We start from the raw sequence: 14807 nt of genomic DNA on the forward strand, positions 1-14807 counted from the left end.
ACCTCTTATATCCAGAGCTTCTTGACCGGCTTGCCGCCATAGACGAGATTCACCATGGCGCGGGTCACCATCAGGGCGGTGAACAGCGAGGTGAGAATGCCCAGCGACAGGGTCACGGCGAAGCCCTTGACCGGTCCGGTGCCGATCGAGAACAGAATCACCGCCACCAGCAGGGTGGTGATGTTGGCGTCGACGATGGAGGTGAAGGCGCGCTCGTAGCCGGCGTGTATCGCCTGCTGTACCGAGAGTCCCGTGCGCAGCTCCTCGCGTATTCGCTCGAAGATCAGCACGTTGGCGTCCACGGCCATGCCCAGCGTCAGCACGATGCCGGCGATGCCGGGCAGGGTAAGGGTGGCGCCGAGCATCGACATCGCCGCCACCAGCAGGGTCAGGTTGAGTGCCAGTGCCAGGTTGGCGAAGATGCCGAACACCTTGTAGCGGATCAGCATGAACAGCACCACCAGCAGCAGGCCGATCTGCACCGACATCACCCCGCGCTTGATGTTCTCCGCCCCCAGGCTGGGACCGATGGTGCGCTCCTGCACGAAGTAGATCGGTGCGGCCAGCGAGCCCGAACGCAGCAGCAGGGAGAGCTCCGCCGCCTCGGTGGGAGAATCGAGCCCGGTGATGCGGAAGCTGTTGCCCAGGGCGCTCTGGATGGTGGCCAGGCTGATGATGCCGCGCTCGGTGTAGGGGTCGCGGACCACCGTCTTCTCGCCATCGACCACCTCCACGCTGTCGCGGGTCTTGTGCTCGATGTAGACCACCGCCATGTTGCGGCCGATATTGGTGCGGGTGGCGCGGTTCATCAGGGTACCGCCGGTGCCGTCCAGGTTGATGTTGACCTGGGGGCGACCGTTCTCGTCGAAGCTGCGGTTGGCGTTGGAGACCTGGTCACCGGTGATGATCACGTCGCGCATCAGGTCGGCGCTGCGTGACGGCGCATTGCGGAACGTCAGGGTCTCGATCTCGCTGTCCGACGTATCGGGGCGCGCCTCGAGGCGGAACTCCAAGTTGGCGGTGGCACCGACGATGCGCTTGGCCTCCGCCGTGTCCTGGACCCCGGGCAGCTCGACCACGATGCGGTCCGGCCCCTGGCGCTGTACCAGCGGCTCTGCCACCCCCAGCTCGTTCACCCGGTTGCGCAGGGTGGTCAGGTTCTGGTTGATGGCGTAGTCCTGAATCGCGTTGACCGCCTGGTCGGTCAGGGTCATGGCCAGGGCGGCGCCGCGCCCATCACCGAGATTCTCGTACTGGAAGTCGGGGAACTCGCGGCTGATCAGGCTACGCGCGGTGTTGCGATCGTCGGCATCGGTGAAGGTCAGCGTCAGGGTTCGCCCATCGATCCGGGTGTCACGGTAGCGAATGCGCTCGTCGCGCAGCTGCTCGCGCATGGCGCTGGCGTTGACCTCCAGGCGCTGACTCACGGCGGCCGCCATGTCCACTTCCAGCAGGAAGTGCACGCCGCCGCGCAGGTCGAGGCCCAGGGTCATGGGGGAGGCGGAGAGCGACTGCAGCCATGCCGGGGTCGACTCGGCCAGGTTGAGGGCGACCACATACTCTTCGCCGAGCATGGCGGCCACGCGGTCGCGGGCGGCGAGCTGGGCGTCGGGATTGCCCAGGCGCAGCAGGGTGCTGGTCGGACTGCTTTCGACGTCCTTGATCTCGATGCCGGCATCGGCCAGGGATGACTGAATGCGCTCGAGCTGGCGCTCATCGACGGTGGCATCACCGCGCTCGCTGCTGATCTGGATCGCCGGATCCTCGGGGAAGAGGTTGGGTAACGAGTAGACCAGGCCGACGAGCAGGACGATGAGTATCAGCAGATACTTCCACAGGGGATAACGGTTGAGCATGCGAGCCCTGTCCTAGGTTGCTGACGAAGGGGGAGCTGACGCGATCACACTACGGCGGCCACCGGTATGGCCGGCGGCGGTCGAAGATCGGCGCCGGCGTGTCGAGATGCCGGCACCGGGCAGGAGACGGGTCAGATGGACTTGATGGTGCCCTTGGGCAGCACCGCGGCAACGGCGCTCTTCTGCACGTTGACCTGGGTGCCCTCGGCGATCTCCATGGTCAGGAACTCGCTGTCGTCGCTGACCTTGGTGATGCGGCCGAGCATGCCGCCACCGATGACGATCTCGTCACCCTTGGCGAGGCCGGCGATAAGCTGCTTGTGCTGCTTGGCACGCTTGGCCTGGGGGCGCCACAGCAGGAAGTAGAAGATCGCAACGAAGCCGACCAGCATGACGATCTGGGCGATGCCGCCACCGGCGGGGGCATCCTGGGCGTAGGCCGGGGCGATGAAGAAATCCAGCATTGATGAGGGTCTCCTGATTGGGGTAGGTAAGGGGGACTGTCTCGCTCGGGAGGCAGTGACAACCGGTACCGGGCCCTGAAGAACCGGTACCGGTTGCCGTCAATTCGGGGCGGGAGGCACCGGCAGGCCGCGCCGGGCATAGAAGCCTTCCACGAAGTTCGCCAATGTACCCGCTTCAATGGCACCGCGCAAACCGGCCATCAGTCGCTGGTAGTGGCGCAGGTTATGGATGGTATTGAGCATTGAACCGAGCATTTCACCGCAGCGATCCAGATGATGCAGATAGGCGCGGGAGAAGTGCTGACAGGTATAGCAGTCGCACTCTTCATCCAGCGGGCCGGTGTCGTGGCGGTGGCGGGCGTTGCGGATCTTCACGGTGCCCGTGGCGGTGAACAGATGGCCATTGCGGGCGTTGCGGGTCGGCATCACGCAGTCGAACATGTCGACGCCCCGGCGCACGCCCTCCACCAGGTCCTCGGGCTTGCCCACCCCCATCAGGTAGCGGGGCTTGTCCTCGGGCATCCAGCCCGGCAGGTAGTCGAGTACCCTGATCATCTCCTCCTTGGGTTCGCCCACGGAGAGCCCGCCGATGGCCAGGCCATCGAAGCCGATCTTCATCAGCCCCTCGAGGGAGCGTTCGCGGAGTTCGGGGTACATGCCGCCCTGGACGATGCCGAACAGCGCAGAAGGCGAGGTGCCATGGGCATCGCGTGAGCGTTCTGCCCAGCGCAGCGAGCGCTCCATGGAGAGCCGTGCTTCCTTCTCGGTAGCCGGGTAGGGGGTGCACTCATCGAAGATCATCACCACATCGGAGCCCAGCGAGCGCTGCACCGCCATGGACTCCTCGGGGCCCATGAAGACCTTGGCGCCATCCACCGGCGAGCGGAAGTGGACGCCCTGCTCGGTGATCTTGCGCATGGCCCCCAGGGAGAAGACCTGGAAGCCGCCGGAGTCGGTGAGGATCGGCTTGTGCCACTGGGCGAAGTCGTGCAGGTCGCCGTGGCCCTCGATCACCTCCATGCCGGGGCGCAGCCAGAGGTGGAAGGTGTTGCCGAGGATGATCTCGGCGCCGATCTCCTCGACCGACTGGGGCGTCATCCCCTTGACGGTGCCATAGGTGCCCACCGGCATGAACGCGGGGGTCTCGACGCTGCCTTGGGGAAAGGTGAGGCGGCCGCGGCGCGCCCGGCCATCGCTGGCCAGGCGCTCGAAGGTCATGAAGCATTCGTCTCGCATGGAAAGTCTCAACGCTGGGACAAGGCGTCCGGAGGAAAGTCAGGCAGGCAAACGCTGTCGAGGAACACGGAGCTTACTGGTGTAAATGAGTGTTTTAAGACAGCTTTTAACGCAGCATGGCCGAACTCAGGGCGTCTTGCGGGTCAGGAACATGGCATCGCCATAACTAAAGAAGGCGTAGCGCTCGGCGACCGCCTCGCGGTAGGCGGCGAGGGTGGTGTCGTAGCCGGCGAAGGAGGCCACCAGCATCAGCAGGGTGGACTCCGGTAGGTGGAAGTTGGTGATCAGGGCATCGACGCAGCGCCATTCGTAGCCCGGATAGATGAAGATATCGGTCTCGCCGCGATAGGCGGCGATCTCGCCATCCGTGCTCTTGGCGCAGGCACTCTCCAGGCAGCGTACGCTAGTGGTGCCCACGGCGATGACGCGGCGGCCGGACGCGCGGGCGGCCTCTACCTTGGCGCAGGTCTCCTCGCTCACCTCCAGCCACTCGCTGTGCATCTGGTGTTCGCGGATATCATCGACGCGTACCGGCTGGAAGGTGCCGGCCCCCACGTGGAGGGTGACGAAGGCGCGCTCGATGCCCTTCTCGGCCAACCGCTCGAGCAGGGGGTCGTCGAAGTGCAGCCCCGCGGTGGGTGCGGCGACTGCGCCATCGCGTCGCGCATAGACGGTCTGGTAGCGCTCGCGGTCGCTGCGCTCGTCGTCGCGGTCGATATAGGGCGGCAGCGGCATATGGCCATGGCGCTCGAGAAGCTCGATCAGCGGCGTCTCGCCGAGGAAGCGCAGTTCGAACAGGGCGTCGCGGCGGCCCTCCACCACGGCCCGGACGTCGCCCTCGAAGACCAGCTCGGTGCCGGGCCTGGGTGACTTGCTGGAGCGCAGATGGGCCAGGCCGCGGTGGGCGTCCAGGGGGCGCTCGAGCAGCATCTCCACCCTGCCTCCGCTGGCCTTGTGGCCATGTAGCCGCGCCGGGATCACCCGGGTGTCGTTGAACACCAGCAGGTCGCCCGGTTCGAGAACCTCGAGCAGATCCGGGAAGCGGCGGTGGGATAGCTCCCCGCTCGGGCCATCCACGCACAGCAGCCGGCAGTCGGTACGCTGCTCGGAGGGGTAGCGGGCGATAAGCTCGTCGGGAAGCTCGAAATGGAAGTCGGCGCGCTGCATGCGGTTCGGGTCCGGTGGTGTCTGGCAAGCCGCCAAGGATACCGGCTTGGTCGCCTGAAGTCAGGTCCGCGATTGACCTGCGGCCGGGTGCACGTATAATGCTTCGCGCGTTGCCGGCGTGGCGGAATTGGTAGACGCAGGGGATTCAAAATCCCCCGGGTGCAAGCCCTTGTCGGTTCGAGTCCGACCGCCGGTACCATATATGGAACAGCCGCTTACGAGCGGCTGTTCGCGTTTCTGGCCCTTCTCTTCCACCTTGCCTCGCCTTCGTGCAGCGTCCTCTTTTGCGCCGGCACGGCCATTGGGTCTGCGCCGACTCGGCCATTGGGTGCTGAGTAGCGTTCACACCCACTCCCTGAGCCAGGCGTGCATGAATCAGTCGACACTGGTATCCCGAAAGCCGGCGTTGATCAGGCAGTAGAGGCCGTAGCTGAACAGGCCGAGGGCCACCACGCCGAGCAGCCAGGGGCCGAAGGGGCGGGCGGCCAGCACCGTCAGCGCGCCACCGAGACCCTGGGCCTGACTGGGGTCGGTCTGCCAGGCCGACAGGCACAGGAACAGGCCGATGATCATGAAGACCACACCCCGTGCCAGGAGGCCCCAGCGGGTAATGCCCTCGAAGAAGCGGCGCTGGCCGGTCGACATCTGGCGATGATGCCAGTTGTCGAGGTAGCTTCGGGTGATGGCTCGCCATAGCTGGCGCAGACCCACCCCCAGGAATACCAGGCCGACACAGAAGACCAGAATCACGCCTCCCTGGTGACTCATCAGCAGGGCCGTACGGTCCTGGGCGGCGGTTTCACCCGATGACATCGCCGCATTGAGCAGCAGGTCGATGCAGTAGACCCCGAGGCTGGCGTGGGTCAGGCTGCTGATCGTGAAGCCCAGGCGTGTGACGACTCCCTTGGGACCGCGGCCTGCGTCCTCGGTGTCGAGCAGGGCCTGCAGCAGTCGCCAGAGGGCATAGGCGAACAACCCGGCGCCGAGCAGTCCCACCATGATGTCTCCGAATGGGCGCTGGATCAGCTGGTTGATGGATTCCTTGGTGCCCGCATGGCCGCCGCCAAGGCCGGTGGCGGCCATCACGGCCAGGCCCCCGATCAACAGGTAGACGACCCCCTTGGCGATATAGCCGATGCGCGCCGCTACGGAGAGGCCCCGCTTGAGATGCTTCTTGGGGCGGGAGCTGGGAGGTGTCATGAGGTCTCCATATCGCAGGTGTGGCTCAGGCCAGGCTGACGACGACCACCGCCAGGGTGCCACCGGTGAGCAGGTAGCCCGCCAGGGCGAACAGGCCATCATCGGCGAGCAGCGCCAGGCCGAACAGGGTAAGCGCGAGACCGGCGCCGTTGGCACTGAAGGGGATGAACTCCATGGGCGGCATGGCCAGCGCAATCACCAGGCAGACCAGGGCCACGGCAATATGGGCCGGAGGGCGGGTCAACGAGGTCAGACGCTGATGCAGTAGCCGATCCGTCCAGCCGGCGGGGCGCTCCAGCCAGCCCAGCAGGCGATGAAAGCGCTCGCGCGCGATGCGGCGCTCAAGTAGCCACCGCGGTAGCCAGATGCGTCGCCGCCCCAGCAGGAGCTGGCTGCCCGCCAGCAACACCAGGCTCGCCATCAGTGTCGGCATACCCGGGATATCGCCGACCAGGGGAGCCAGCGTTACCAGGCCGGCGAGCAGCAGGAAGGGGGCGAAACTGCGACGCCCGACCGTCTCCAGAATGACACCCAGGCTGATGCTGGCTTCATGCTGGCCGGCCTGACTGACCCGTGCCAGCAGGCCGCTCAGACTGGTGGGCCCACGCTCAGCGCCCACGGCGGGTCACCAGCAGCAGGATTCCCAGCAGGATCAGTGCCGGGCCGATGAAGCCGGCCGGGCTGGCGACTTGCCAGCCCACGATGGGAAGCAGAATGCCCAGGCCGATCATCAGCCAGGCGAACGGTCGAACCGACATGATATGTTCCATACTGAAATGGATCTCCAGTCTAGTCGCTCGCCAGGCAGGCTGCAGCCCGCCATGCACAATGGACTGCGCGCGAATGGGCGGGATGACACAAGGACTGTTGCGGCGTCGCGGGATGTCGTATGGTGGAGCTTTGCAGTCCTTCGCCCACTCGCGGGTGAAGGACTGTCTTTGTTGGTTTCTTGGATAAGCGTTCAATGAACGTTTATCAGCGTGCAGGAGGTGTCATGCTGTCCCGTCCCCCTATTACCATCAATCGGCTCGATGCCGATCGTCTGCAGCGCCTGATCGATGAGGCCAGCGACAAGGACCGCTTCGTGGCCGATGCTCTCGAGGAAGAGCTCGAGCGTGGCGAGGTGGTGGATCCCGAGGAAATTCCCGAGGATGTGGTCAGCATGAACAGCCGCGTCCAGTTCACCGACATGAAGCGTGATCGCCAGATGACGCGCACCCTGGTCTACCCCCATTCGATGGGTGAGGTGGAAGATGCCATCTCGGTGATGGCGCCGGTAGGTGCCGGCCTGATCGGCCAGCGAGTCGGCGACATCATCGACTGGCCGCTGCCCGACGGTGGTCAGGTGCATCTGCGGATAGATGCCGTCCTGTGGCAGCCCGAGCGCGAGAAGCAGTACCACCGCTGAGGTCGCCGCGATGCCTTTCTCTCTATGGCTCTCTCTGGCGGCGGTGTGTGCCATGGGAGCCATGTCGCCGGGCCCCAGCCTGGCCATGGTCCTGCGCCATACCCTGGGCGGTGGCTGTGCCCCGGGCGTGGTGGCAGGGCTCTCGCATGCCCTGGGCGTCGGCTTCTATGCGCTGCTCACCGTGTGGGGGCTGGGCGCGCTGATCGTGCGTGAGCCGATGCTGTTCCAGATCATTGGCTGGGGTGGGGCGGCATACCTGGCCTGGCTGGGCATACGAGCGCTGCGAGCCGGGCGCAACGGCCCGCTGGAGGCGGGGATGGTGGCGACCACGCGGCGCCAGGCGGCTCGCGATGGTGTGCTGGTGGCGCTGGGCAACCCCAAGCTGATCCTGTTCTTCATCGCCCTGCTCAGCCAGTTCATCAGCCCCGGGATGAGCCTGATGGCTCAGGGGGTGATCGTGCTCACCGCCATGCTGATCGATGGTGGCTGGTACGTGCTGGTGGCCCTGGGGCTCTCGCACTCCCGGGTACTGCCCTGGCTTCAGGCGCGTGCCCACTGGATCAATCGCGCCACCGGCGTCATGCTCCTGGCGCTGGCGGCGCGGGTCGTCGCCGGAGCGCTGCCGGGCTGAATGCCTAACCCGGCTTAACGCCTAGCCGGGCAGGCGCGCCAGGATCTCCGCGACCGGAGCTCCCATGGGCAGCACGCCATAGGCGGGGCTCACCTCGCTGCCCAGCCGCGTTCGGCAGAAGGTCTCGCCGACCGCATTCGGGGCATGGCGCAGCAGCAATGCCCCCTGCAGGCACTGGGCCAGGCGCTGGACGAGCCAGCGTACCCTTGGTTCCCGCTCCGGCGGAGGGGCGTCGAGCAGTCGCTCCAGATCATTCAGGGCGGCGTCCAGCTCGCTCTGTTGCCCACGCACCGAGGCCAGCTCCTGCCATAGCGCCTCCAGCACCTCGGGGTGGCGTGCAAGCGCCCGGAGCACGTCCAGGCAGATGACGTTGCCCGAGCCCTCCCAGATCGAGTTGACCGGCGCCTCGCGATAGAGCCGCGCCAGCGGAGCCTCCTCCACATAGCCGATGCCACCCAGGCACTCCATGGCCTCGGCAATGAGCCCCGGGCCCCGCTTGTTGTGCCAGTACTTGGCCAGTGCCGGCAACAGCCGGGCCAGGGCGCGTTCGCTGGCGTCGCCCCGGGCCGCGCCGTCGAAGGCGCGGGCGGTGCGCAGGGCAAGGGCGATACCGGCCTCCACCTCCAGCGCCATGTCGGCGATCACCATCCGCATCAGCGGCTGCTCGGCTAGTACCCGGCCGAAGACGTGGCGGCCCTGGGCGTGGAGCCAGGCCTCGACCAGGGCCTGGCGCATCATGCCCACCGGGGCGGTGGCGGCATCCAGGCGGGTCTGCTGCACCATCTCGAGGAGGGTGGCGATACCGCGATCGGGCGCGCCGATGGGCTCGGCCCAGGCGCCGTGGTACTCGATCTCAGCCGAGGCATTGGCACGGTTGCCGCACTTGTCCTTGAGTCGCTGAAGCTCGATGGCGTTGCGTTCACCATCGGGGGTGAAGCGCGGTACCAGAAAGCAGCCCAGCCCCGCTCCGGTCTGGGCCAGCGTCAGGAAGGCGTCGGACATGGGGGCGCTGCAGAACCACTTGTGACCAGTCAGTCGCCAGCCACCCTCGGCGGGTTCTCCCTGAGGGGTGTCGCTGGGCTGGGCCTGGGTGGAATTGGCTCTGACATCGCTGCCGCCCTGCTTCTCGGTCATGGCCATGCCGAAGGTCAGACCCTGTTTCCGGCTCGCCGGCAGGGCCCGAGGGTCGTAGTGGTTGGCCAGCAGCCCCGGTGCCCAGCGGGCCGCCACGGCGGGCGAGTGACGCAGCACCGGCATGGCGGCATGGGTCATGGTCACCGGGCAGCAGAACCCCGGCTCGGCCTGAGTCATCAGATAGAGGGCGGCGACATGGGCCTGGTGGCCGCCACGGCCCTCCTGCTGCCAGGCCACGGCGTGCCAGCCGCCCTCGATGGCCAGGCCCATCAGCTGGTGATAGGCGGGGTGGTAGCACACCTCATCGAGCCGCCGGCCGTGGCGGTCGAAGAGTCTCAGCTCGGGGGGGTGACGGTTGGCCTGCTCACCCAGGTCACGAACGCGCTCGCTGCCGATATCGCGACCCAGCGGGGCCAGCTGCTCGGCGACCCAGGACGGCGCCTCCCGGGCCAGGGCCTCACGCAGAGGAAGATCGTCGACCAGCAGGTCGCGGTCGCCGACCGGGGGCGGTTGATTGGCGACCTCGTGGGTAGCCAGATGAGTACGGGGGGCGTGATCGGGCATGACGTGTCTCCGCATCGACGGCCTAGCTTGAGCATGGAAGTCGCAGGGCGCGCGGTCAACGTGACGTCATGTCCGGGACTGGTTAGGCTGAAGGCATTTTTTCGGGAGCACAGCCATGATCAATGATTCGCGTCTGCCGGCGCCGCATATCGCCCGCGAGCGCATCCAGCTGGTGGATTCCCGCAACCGCCCATGCGGCAGTGCCTGGCGCGCCGAGATGCGTCGGTTCCGCTTCTGGCACCGCGCCACCTATGTGGTGGTGTGCAACACTCGCGGCGAGCTCTGCGTGCAGCGCCGCACCCTGACCAAGGAGGTCTTCCCCGGCGGGCTCGACCTGGCCGCCGGTGGCGTGGTGGGGGCCGGGGAGGCGGTTCATCTGGCGGCCCGTCGCGAACTCGAGGAGGAGCTGGGCATCCACGGTGCGACGCTGGTGCCGGCGGGGGACTTCGTGCATGCCCGGGATGGCAACCATATCTTCGGGAGTCTCTACCTGGTCGAGCATGATGGGCCCCTGGCCCTCCAGGCCGAGGAGGTGGCCGAGGCGTTCTGGCTGCCCCCCGCCGAGGCCCTGGCTCTGGAAGGCATTACGCCGGATACCCGACAGGCCGTTGAGATTCTGCGTGATGCGGGGCTGCTGGAGGGCACTGCATGAATCGCCCCGTGAACCTCACCCATCTGGACACCGTGACGGCAGCTCTCGAGGGGGCGGCGGCGCCGCCGCCGGCTGGGTAGGCAGGGCATCACGGGGTAGCGCTGCCGTGGGCGGCGTGGCATCGTGAAGGATATCGACTATCGGGGCCAGCGCATGACCATCCACGATCAACGGTCTCTCACCGCCCAGGGCGAGCCCTTCAACTTCGGCGCGCTGCGTGGCCAGGTGCTGCTTATCGTCAATGTCGCCAGTCGTTGCGGCTTCACGCCACAGCTGCGAGAACTGGAGCGACTCTATCGCCGCTATCGCCAGCGTGGCTTCATGGTGATCGGCTTCCCCTGCAATCAGTTTGGCCGCCAATCACCGGAGTCCGCGCAGGAGTTCTGCGCCTTGAGTGCGCGCGACTACCAGGTCAGCTTTCCGCTGATGGAGAAGGTGAAGGTCAACGGCGGTGATGCCGACCCGCTGTTTGTCGAGCTCAAGCGCCAGGCACCCGGAGTGCTGGGCACCGGTATGATCAAGTGGAACTTCACCAAGTTTCTGGTGGGGCGCGATGGTCGGGTGATCCGCCGCTTCTCGCCCCGCGACGGTGAGGCTGAGCTACGCATCGCCATCGAACTAGCCCTGGATGAGGCCTGAGGGGGCTCGAGATCCGCTCGTTCCCGCCTGACGCTGCGAGGGCCTGGTCATCATGGGGGCGTCTCGCCGCGTTCCACCATCAGGCGGCCGATCAGCTCGTTCCAGCGATGCCGCGTCATCATGGTCGTCAGCCCCGAGAAGAGCGCCCAGCTCTTGCGTCGCCACCCCTTGAGCCGCAGGTTGTGGGCCACCAGCTGCTTCATCAGCGCATATTCGTCGAAGCGCTGCCACTCGCCGACCACCGACACCTGGTGGCGCGCCAGGACCGGTGCCAGCTCGATGCGAAACACCCACTCCAGTTCGTTGACCGTCAGCCCGTGGCGTTCGATCACCTCGAGCATCTGCGCATAGTCGCGCTCGCCCGGCTCGCGCTCCAGCCATAGCGGTGCCAGCGACAGCCACAGCTCACCGCGTTCGTCGACCAGGGTCTGGGCATCCATCGTTTGCTCCCGGGGTTCTAGGCAAGGGTAACCAGCTTCAGGACGGCATCCTGCCCCAGCTACCGGTCGGGCTCAAGGGCGGACAGCGGTGGACGTGAACGGCTAGAATAGGGCGATTACCACTCCATGACAGGGTGGCCAAGGCCGCCCACCACACAAATAGCGAGGTCTGACGTGATCATCAAGCCCAAGGTACGCGGTTTCATCTGCACCACCACCCACCCCGTCGGTTGCGAGAAGAACGTACTCGAGCAGATCGAGGCGACCCGGGCCCGCGGCCTCGACAAGGCGAACGGACCCAAGAAGGTGCTGGTGATCGGCGCCTCCAGCGGCTACGGCCTGGCGGCCCGCGTCACCGCCGCCTTCGGCTACGGCGCCGATACCCTGGGTGTGTTCTTCGAGAAGCCCGGCAGCGAGAAGAAGCCGGGCACCGCCGGCTGGTACAACAGCGCCGCCTTCGACAAGTTCGCCAAGGCCGAAGGGCTCTACAGCAAGTCGATCAACGGCGATGCGTTCTCCCATGAGGCCCGCGAGAAGGCGATCGAGCTGATCCAGCAGGACCTGGGGCAGGTCGACCTGGTGGTCTACTCGCTGGCCTCGCCGGTGCGCAAGCTGCCCGACTCGGGCGAGCTCAAGCGTTCCAGCCTCAAGCCGATCGGCGAGACCTATCGCGCCACCGCCATCGATACCAACAAGGACGCCATCATCGAGGCCGAGGTCGAGCCCGCCACCGAGCAGGAGATCGAGGATACCCGAGCGGTGATGGGCGGTGAGGACTGGGAACTGTGGATCGATGCCCTGGATCGCGCCGGCGTGCTGGCCCCCGGTGCCCGCAGCGTGGCCTTCAGCTATATCGGTACCGAGATCACCTGGCCGATCTACTGGCACGGCGCCCTGGGCAAGGCCAAGGAGGATCTGGATCGCGCCGCCGGCGAGATCAATCAGCGTCTTTCGGCCAGCGGCGGCGGCGCCAATGTGGCGGTGCTCAAGTCGGTGGTGACCCAGGCCAGTGCGGCCATCCCGGTCATGCCGCTCTATATCGCCATGGTCTACAAGGTAATGAAGGAGAAGGGCCTGCACGAGGGCACCATCGATCAGCTCAACCGGCTGTTCGGCGAGCGCCTCTACCTGGGCGAAGGACAGGGCGGCAGCGCCGAGACCGATGAGGCCGGCCGTCTGCGCCTGGATGACTGGGAGCTGCGCGACGACGTTCAGCAGGCGTGCAAGGAGCTCTGGCCGCGCGTGACCACCGAGAACCTCTTCGAGATTACCGACTATGCTGGGTACAAGCACGAGTTCCTGAAGCTGTTCGGCTTCGAGCGGGATGATGTCGACTACGATGCCGACGTGGATCCCGTGGCGGAATTCGATGTCGTAACCCTGTAAGGGCAGGACGCCCCCGGCGACCTGCCCTGACATTCGCCGACCCGGAGGGCGCCATGGATACCCGCGAGAGTCAGACCCCGGAAGAGGAACTGCAGCGTCTCAAGGAAATCAACGAACCCGAGGACTTCGAACACCCCGAGCCCGACGAGACACAGCCCGAGGCCCGCGACCCCGCCCGGGGCCTGTCCTGGCTGTTGCCGCTGGCCATCGTGCTGGCGGTTGCCGTGCTGGGTTATCTACTGGTGGTGGGCATGAGCGGCTAGCCGCGCGCGACCGGTAGGGCTGCCGCGAGGCGGGGCTTTGGCTACAATGGGCGACCCTGTTGTTGCGAGAGCCCCGCATGCCCGATACGCCAGCCACTCCCATCGCCTCCACCCAGCGTCGGGTCGGGGTGGTGGTACTGCCGGGGTTCTCCCTGCTGGCCGAGGCCTGCGCCACCGAGCCGCTGGCGGTGGCCAATCGGCTGGCCGACACCCCCCTCTATTCGCTCGTCACCCTGGGGCTGGATGATCGTCCGGTTCCCAGCGGCTCGCGTCAGGTGCTGACTCCCGATCGCGCCATCGCCGAGGATGACGCCCTCGACCTGCTGCTGGTCTGCGCTCCCTGGGGCGAGGCACCGGCGTCGACGCTGCTTGTCTGGCTACGCCGGCAGGCCGCCCAGGGACGCAGCCTGGCGGGCATCGGTGGCGGTGCCGAGCTGCTGGCCAGCGCCGGCCTGCTCGACGGTTATCGTGCCACGGTGCCCTGGCCTCGGTTCGAGGCGGTGGCGGGCGCTCATCCCAGGATCCGCCTCTCGCGTCAGCTGTTCGAGATCGACCGCGACCGGCTGACCTGCGGCGGTGGTACCGCGGCCATGGACATGATGATGACCCTGATAGCGACGCATCATGGCAGCGAGCTTGCCGAGCGGGTCTCGGCGCACTTCGTGCTGGAGCGAGTGCGCATGGCCGACGAGCCCCAGCCATCGGCGCCGCTGGCCGGCGCTCCTCAGAGCCTGGTCGATGCCGTGACCCTGATGGAAGCCAATATCGAGGAGCCCCTGACGACCCATGAGCTGGCCGAGCATCTGGGGGTCTCCCGTCGCCAGCTGGAACGCCTGTTCAAGAAGCACCTGCAGGCGGTGCCCAGCCGCTACTACATGGGGCTGCGGCTGCAGCGGGCCCGGCGACTGCTGCGCGAGAGCGACCGGCCGGCGGGCGAGATCGCCCTGGTGACCGGTTTCTCCTCGGCGGCGCACTTCTCCACCACCTACCGCAATCACTTCGGCCTGACGCCGCGAGAGGAGCGCCTGAGCTGATCAGGCCGGCCTGGCCAGCAGGGCGCGAACCAGCGAGCCCATCATCACCGGCGTATCCTGCTCGATAACGAAACCGCCGGCCTTGAGCAGCGGACGGGCCTGACGGGTAATATCGGTGGCGATGGCCGAGGTCAGGGCGTTGAGGGCCCGGCGACCCACGCCGGAGGGGCGATCATCGGCCTGAAACTTGTCCAGCACGCAGAGCTGGCCGTCCGGCTTCATCACCCGCCTTGCCTCGGCCAGTCCCCGCTGCGGGTCGGGCATCACCGCGAGTATCAGGTGCATCACCACCACATCGAAGTGGTCGTCCGGGTACTCCAGGCGCTCGGCATCCATCACCGTGGTCTGGACGTCCATGCCCAGCGACTCGGCGCGGCGCGCGAGGCGCCGCACCATGGCCGGTGCGAGATCGCTGGCGTGGAGTTCGACGTCCCGGGGCAGGAAGTAGAGATCGAGCCCGGTGCCGGCACCCACCACCAGCACCCGCATGCCGCGCTGCCAGTGCACCTGGGAGAGGGCGATGCGGCGTGCACGGCGGAAGGCGCGCCGGGCCACGGCGTCGTAGATGGGGGCATAGAGGCTATAGCGCCGCCGGTTCCAGGCAGTGGTATTGAACATGCGCGGCTCCTCGCAGGGGAACGTCTCCAGCCTAGCCCAACCAGCCGGAGTGGGGGGCTTTTTCACAAGTTGGCGTCCCAACGCTGAAAGCGGTGGATGGCGCGCCTCTCTATAC

The 14807-nt window shown here is 66.8% G+C and carries 17 protein-coding genes and 1 tRNA gene; 8 read left to right on the forward strand and 10 right to left on the reverse strand.

Annotated features, from left to right (window positions below; translation table 11 throughout):
• Window positions 1–5 precede the first annotated feature (5 nt).
• The 4 genes from secD to queA all read right to left on the reverse strand — a co-directional run bounded on the left by secD (window position 6) and on the right by queA (window position 4723).
• Window positions 6–1856: a protein translocase subunit SecD gene (gene secD / locus IOC61_RS16610; protein ID WP_195689844.1), complete on the reverse strand. Its 1851-nt coding sequence runs from the start codon at window positions 1854–1856 to the stop codon at window positions 6–8.
• A gap of 131 nt (window positions 1857–1987) precedes the next feature.
• Window positions 1988–2320, reverse strand: coding sequence for a preprotein translocase subunit YajC (yajC, locus tag IOC61_RS16615; RefSeq protein WP_195689845.1), 333 nt, complete (start codon window positions 2318–2320; stop codon window positions 1988–1990).
• Between the two features lie 99 nt (window positions 2321–2419).
• Window positions 2420–3556: a tRNA guanosine(34) transglycosylase Tgt gene (gene tgt / locus IOC61_RS16620; protein ID WP_420706360.1), complete on the reverse strand. Its 1137-nt coding sequence runs from the start codon at window positions 3554–3556 to the stop codon at window positions 2420–2422.
• 126 nt (window positions 3557–3682) lie between these two features.
• The gene (queA, locus tag IOC61_RS16625; protein ID WP_195689846.1) at window positions 3683–4723 is read right to left on the reverse strand and encodes a tRNA preQ1(34) S-adenosylmethionine ribosyltransferase-isomerase QueA; all 1041 of its coding nucleotides are present in this window, start codon (window positions 4721–4723) and stop codon (window positions 3683–3685) included.
• A 112-nt stretch (window positions 4724–4835) separates the two neighbouring features.
• On the opposite strand from queA, the gene IOC61_RS16630 reads away from it, so the two are divergent.
• A tRNA-Leu gene (locus IOC61_RS16630) sits at window positions 4836–4922 on the forward strand.
• A 176-nt stretch (window positions 4923–5098) separates the two neighbouring features.
• On the opposite strand, the gene IOC61_RS16635 is transcribed toward IOC61_RS16630, so the two are convergent.
• The 3 genes from IOC61_RS16635 to IOC61_RS16645 are packed head-to-tail and all read right to left on the reverse strand — an operon-like array spanning window position 5099 to window position 6681.
• Window positions 5099–5923 carry a DUF1206 domain-containing protein gene (locus IOC61_RS16635; protein WP_195689847.1) on the reverse strand — a complete coding sequence of 275 codons (825 nt, stop codon included), beginning with the start codon at window positions 5921–5923 and terminating at the stop codon, window positions 5099–5101.
• 25 nt (window positions 5924–5948) lie between these two features.
• The gene (locus IOC61_RS16640) at window positions 5949–6542 is read right to left on the reverse strand and encodes an exopolysaccharide biosynthesis protein (protein WP_195689848.1); all 594 of its coding nucleotides are present in this window, start codon (window positions 6540–6542) and stop codon (window positions 5949–5951) included.
• Window positions 6532–6681 (reverse strand): hypothetical protein, encoded by a 150-nt coding sequence (locus IOC61_RS16645; protein ID WP_195689849.1) that lies wholly within the window; start codon window positions 6679–6681, stop codon window positions 6532–6534. The genes IOC61_RS16640 and IOC61_RS16645 overlap by 11 nt, the downstream gene beginning before the upstream one ends.
• Window positions 6682–6917: 236 nt before the next feature.
• Here IOC61_RS16645 and rnk point away from each other — a divergent pair, with 236 nt between their 5' ends.
• Entirely contained in the window at window positions 6918–7331 is a 414-nt protein-coding gene (rnk, locus tag IOC61_RS16650) for a nucleoside diphosphate kinase regulator (RefSeq protein WP_195689850.1), read from the forward strand.
• 10 nt (window positions 7332–7341) lie between these two features.
• A complete protein-coding gene (locus IOC61_RS16655) occupies window positions 7342–7962 on the forward strand; it encodes a LysE family translocator (protein WP_195689851.1) in 621 nt (206 codons plus the stop codon).
• Between the two features lie 21 nt (window positions 7963–7983).
• On the opposite strand, the gene IOC61_RS16660 is transcribed toward IOC61_RS16655, so the two are convergent.
• Complete coding sequence (locus IOC61_RS16660; protein ID WP_195689852.1) at window positions 7984–9660, reverse strand: acyl-CoA dehydrogenase family protein; 1677 nt, start codon at window positions 9658–9660, stop codon at window positions 7984–7986.
• A gap of 115 nt (window positions 9661–9775) precedes the next feature.
• Here IOC61_RS16660 and IOC61_RS16665 point away from each other — a divergent pair, with 115 nt between their 5' ends.
• Together IOC61_RS16665 and IOC61_RS16670 are read left to right on the forward strand one after the other, a co-directional pair.
• Window positions 9776–10312, forward strand: coding sequence for an NUDIX hydrolase (locus tag IOC61_RS16665; protein WP_195689853.1), 537 nt, complete (start codon window positions 9776–9778; stop codon window positions 10310–10312).
• Between the two features lie 153 nt (window positions 10313–10465).
• A complete protein-coding gene (locus IOC61_RS16670; protein ID WP_195690001.1) occupies window positions 10466–10951 on the forward strand; it encodes a glutathione peroxidase in 486 nt (161 codons plus the stop codon).
• 50 nt (window positions 10952–11001) lie between these two features.
• Here IOC61_RS16670 and IOC61_RS16675 read toward each other — a convergent pair whose 3' ends face one another.
• Window positions 11002–11391 carry a DUF7079 family protein gene (locus IOC61_RS16675; protein WP_195689854.1) on the reverse strand — a complete coding sequence of 130 codons (390 nt, stop codon included), beginning with the start codon at window positions 11389–11391 and terminating at the stop codon, window positions 11002–11004.
• 174 nt (window positions 11392–11565) lie between these two features.
• On the opposite strand from IOC61_RS16675, the gene fabV reads away from it, so the two are divergent.
• The 3 genes from fabV to IOC61_RS16690 all read left to right on the forward strand — a co-directional run bounded on the left by fabV (window position 11566) and on the right by IOC61_RS16690 (window position 14074).
• Complete coding sequence (gene fabV / locus IOC61_RS16680) at window positions 11566–12777, forward strand: enoyl-ACP reductase FabV (RefSeq protein WP_195689855.1); 1212 nt, start codon at window positions 11566–11568, stop codon at window positions 12775–12777.
• Window positions 12778–12830: 53 nt separating this feature from the next.
• Window positions 12831–13040 (forward strand): hypothetical protein, encoded by a 210-nt coding sequence (locus tag IOC61_RS16685; RefSeq protein ID WP_195689856.1) that lies wholly within the window; start codon window positions 12831–12833, stop codon window positions 13038–13040.
• 77 nt (window positions 13041–13117) lie between these two features.
• Window positions 13118–14074, forward strand: a complete 957-nt coding sequence (locus IOC61_RS16690; RefSeq protein WP_195689857.1) for a GlxA family transcriptional regulator — start codon at window positions 13118–13120, stop codon at window positions 14072–14074.
• Here IOC61_RS16690 and IOC61_RS16695 read toward each other — a convergent pair whose 3' ends face one another.
• A complete protein-coding gene (locus tag IOC61_RS16695; protein ID WP_195689858.1) occupies window positions 14075–14692 on the reverse strand; it encodes a class I SAM-dependent methyltransferase in 618 nt (205 codons plus the stop codon).
• Window positions 14693–14807: the final 115 nt, after the last annotated feature.

This window comes from Halomonas sp. KAO (assembly GCF_015595025.1).
In the GTDB taxonomy this organism is placed as follows: Bacteria; Pseudomonadota; Gammaproteobacteria; order Pseudomonadales; family Halomonadaceae; genus Halomonas.

Bases quoted from the DNA above. Each gene is read 5' to 3' on its own strand.
- secD (WP_195689844.1), bottom strand. From the start codon at position 1,856: ATGCTCAACCGTTATCCCCTGTGGAAGTATCTGCTGATACTCATCGTC.
- yajC (WP_195689845.1), bottom strand. From the start codon at position 2,320: ATGCTGGATTTCTTCATCGCCCCGGCCTACGCCCAGGATGCCCCCGCC.
- tgt (WP_420706360.1), bottom strand. From the start codon at position 3,556: ATGCGAGACGAATGCTTCATGACCTTCGAGCGCCTGGCCAGCGATGGC.
- queA (WP_195689846.1), bottom strand. From the start codon at position 4,723: ATGCAGCGCGCCGACTTCCATTTCGAGCTTCCCGACGAGCTTATCGCC.
- IOC61_RS16635 (WP_195689847.1), bottom strand. From the start codon at position 5,923: ATGACACCTCCCAGCTCCCGCCCCAAGAAGCATCTCAAGCGGGGCCTC.
- IOC61_RS16645 (WP_195689849.1), bottom strand. From the start codon at position 6,681: ATGTCGGTTCGACCGTTCGCCTGGCTGATGATCGGCCTGGGCATTCTG.
- rnk (WP_195689850.1), top strand. From the start codon at position 6,918: ATGCTGTCCCGTCCCCCTATTACCATCAATCGGCTCGATGCCGATCGT.
- IOC61_RS16655 (WP_195689851.1), top strand. From the start codon at position 7,342: ATGCCTTTCTCTCTATGGCTCTCTCTGGCGGCGGTGTGTGCCATGGGA.
- IOC61_RS16660 (WP_195689852.1), bottom strand. From the start codon at position 9,660: ATGCCCGATCACGCCCCCCGTACTCATCTGGCTACCCACGAGGTCGCC.
- IOC61_RS16665 (WP_195689853.1), top strand. From the start codon at position 9,776: ATGATCAATGATTCGCGTCTGCCGGCGCCGCATATCGCCCGCGAGCGC.
- IOC61_RS16670 (WP_195690001.1), top strand. From the start codon at position 10,466: ATGACCATCCACGATCAACGGTCTCTCACCGCCCAGGGCGAGCCCTTC.
- IOC61_RS16675 (WP_195689854.1), bottom strand. From the start codon at position 11,391: ATGGATGCCCAGACCCTGGTCGACGAACGCGGTGAGCTGTGGCTGTCG.
- IOC61_RS16685 (WP_195689856.1), top strand. From the start codon at position 12,831: ATGGATACCCGCGAGAGTCAGACCCCGGAAGAGGAACTGCAGCGTCTC.
- IOC61_RS16690 (WP_195689857.1), top strand. From the start codon at position 13,118: ATGCCCGATACGCCAGCCACTCCCATCGCCTCCACCCAGCGTCGGGTC.
- IOC61_RS16695 (WP_195689858.1), bottom strand. From the start codon at position 14,692: ATGTTCAATACCACTGCCTGGAACCGGCGGCGCTATAGCCTCTATGCC.